This is a genomic window from Saccharothrix deserti, from assembly GCF_009769385.1.
GTDB lineage: Bacteria > Actinomycetota > Actinomycetes > Mycobacteriales > Pseudonocardiaceae > Actinosynnema > Actinosynnema deserti.
This window is the reverse complement of record NZ_VKAB01000127.1, coordinates 1-2954: the sequence shown is the minus strand read 5'-3', so window position 1 is coordinate 2954 and position 2954 is coordinate 1. Positions and strand designations below refer to the sequence as shown.

Genomic DNA, 2954 nt, shown 5'->3' with positions numbered 1-2954 from the left:
CCGCAACACCCAACAGCCAATCATCAGAAGGCAACCCGACCACCGCATCACCGGCCAGCCGCACCACCCGAGGCACCCGGAACGTCCCGCGCCGCACCGCCAGCTGCCCCTCACCGCACGCCAGCACGGCGTTGACCGCGGTGGTCAGCTCGGTCCAGTCGTCGACGTCGGCCAGGAACACCCGGCCAGGATTTTCGTTGCGCACCGAGCGCACCGCGCCCCACACGCCGGCGGTCGCCAGCTCGGGCACGCCTTCGCCGCCGTCGACGGCGACCGCTCCGGAGGTGACCACCACGAGCTTGCCCTCGGCGTGCTCCGGATCGGTCAGCCAGTCCCGGACCTGGCCGACGACGTCCAGCACGTCCCCGGTCGCCCGGATGACCGACACGCCGGCAGGCTCCTCGGTGACGTCGACGTCGAGCGGCGCCCAGTCCAGCGCGAACAAGCCGTCGCCGCCGGTGGCCCGCAGCGCGGCCAGGTCGGCGGGTGCGACACCGCGCATCCCCAGGCCGCCGACCCTCGCCACCACGTGACCGCCCGCGTCGGCCAGCACCATGCTCACCCGGCCGTCGCCCGCGGCCTGGATGCTCACGCGCAGCCGGCCCGCGCCCACCGCGAAGACCTCGACGCCCTCCCAGACGAACGGCAGCAGCACCTCGCCGTCCGGGACGGGCAGGCCGAGGAAACCGATCGCCTGCAGCGCGGCGTCCAGCAACGCGGGATGCAGGCTGAACGACGCGGCGTCCTCCGCCGCCGCCTCCGGCAGCTCGACGTCGGCGAAGATCTCCTCACCGCGCCGCCACACCTTCGTGAGCCCCTGGAACACCGGCCCGTAGTGGTAGCCGCGCTCGGCGAAGCCGTCGTAGAAGTCGCCCGCTTCGACGGCGGTGGCGCCGACCGGTGGCCACACCGCGCCCGGCTCGGCGGGGGCGTCCGCGCCCGGCTCGACGACGCCCTCGGCGTGCAGCACCCACGGGTCGTGTTCCGCGTCCTCCGGCCGGGAATAGACGGACACGGTCCGGCTGCCGGACTCCTCCGCTCCGACGACGACCTGCACCCGGATCCCGCCGCGTTCCGGCACGATCAGCGGCGCCTGCAGCACCAGCTCACGGACCGCACCACAGCCGACCCGATCACCGGCGGACCACGCGAGCTCCGCCAACGCCGCACCGGGCACCAGCACCACCTCACCCACGGCGTGATCCGCCAGCCAGGCGTGGGTGTCCAGCCCGATCCGCCCGGTGAGCGACAGACCGCCGGACGACGGCTGCTCCACCACCGCGCCCAGCAGCGGATGCTCACACGCCGCGACACCGAGGCTCGCGGCGTCACCACCAGGCGACTCCGGGTTCAGCCAATACCTCTTGTGCTCGAAGGCATACGTCGGCAGGTCGAGGCCGGGCCGCCTCCCGACGAGCGTCGACCAGCTGACCGGCGCGCCCGCGGCGTACAGGGCGCCCAGCCCCTCGACCAGGGACAGCACCTCGTCCCGGCCGTCGCGCAGCAGGGCGATCGCCGGTGGCGCCACACCGGCCTGCCCGATCATCGCGGTCAGCGCGGACCCCGGCCCGACCTCGACGAACCGCACGCCGGGATCGGCCACGGACACCGTGGCCACGGACTCACCGAACCGCACCGCTTCCCGGACGTGGCGCACCCAGTAGTCCCCGGTGCCGTAGCCGTCGCCTGCCACCGCACCGTCCAGGTTGGACACCACAGGTATCCGCGGCGGCGCGATGGACAGCTTGGCCACCACGGACCGGAAGTCGTCCAGCATCGGCTCCATCAGCGGGGAGTGGAACGCGTGGCTCACGGTCAGCCGCTTGGTGCGCCTGCCGAGCCCGGCGAAGTGACCGGCGACGGCGGCGACGGCGTCCTGCGCGCCGGAGACGACCACGGCGGACGGGCCGTTGACGGCGGCGATGCTCACCTGCCCGGCCAGCAGCGGCAGGACTTCCTCCTCTGCTGCCTCGATCGCCACCATGGCACCGCCCGCGGGCAACGCCTGCATCAGCCGGCCACGCGCCACGACCAGTGCCGCCGCATCCGTGAGCGACAGCACCCCGGCCACGTGTGCGGCGGTGATCTCGCCGATCGAGTGCCCGGTCACGTAGTCCGGGCGGACACCGAACGACTCCAGCAGCCGGAACAACGCCACCTCGATCGCGAACAGCGCCGGCTGCGTGTACGCCGTCTGGTTCACCAGTTCGGCGTCGGCACCCCACAGCACGTCGCGCAACGAGCCGCCCAGCTGGGCGTCCACGGCGGTGACGACCTCGTCGAGTGCGGCGGCGAACGCCGGGAACGCCGCGTACAGCTCGCGACCGGAGTCCCAGCGCTGCGATCCCTGCCCCGGAAAGACGAACGCCGTCCCGCCGGTGGTGGCCTGTCCGGTCAGCACGCCGGCGCCCGGCTCACCGGCGGCCAGCGTCTCCAGCCGCCGCACGAGTTCGGCACGGTCCGCGCCGATAACGACGGCGCGGTGCTCGAAAGCGGTCCGAGTGAGCAAAGCCGACGCGACGTCGCACGCGGCGGACTCCGGCCGGTCGGCGAGGAAGTCGCGCAGGCGGCCGGCCTGACCGGCCAACGCTTCCGGGGTACGGGCGGACAGCACCCACGGCGTCACCGCAGGCTCGTCACCGGCAGCCTCAGCTTCCACCGACGGGGCCTCTTCCAGGATCACGTGCGCATTGGTGCCGCTGATGCCGAACGACGAGACGCCCGCCCGGCGCGGATGACCGTTCACCGGCCACTCCCTCGTCTCCCGCAACAACTCCACCGCACCCGAGGACCAGTCCACGTGCCCGCTCGGCGTGTCGGCGTGCAGCGTGGCCGGCAGCACCCCGTGCCGCATCGCCTCCACCATCTTGATCACACCGGCCACACCGGCCGCCGCCTGCGTGTGCGCGATGTTCGACTTCACCGACCCCAACCACAACGGCGCTTCCCGCCCC

1 protein-coding gene is annotated in these 2954 nt (G+C 73.3%); it reads right to left on the bottom strand.

Translation table 11 applies throughout. From position 1 onward, the window contains the following. The coding region (locus FM051_RS49765; RefSeq protein WP_238413268.1) for a type I polyketide synthase at positions 1 to 2923 on the bottom strand (2923 nt) is incomplete at its 3' end. Positions 2924 to 2954 lie beyond the last annotated feature (31 nt).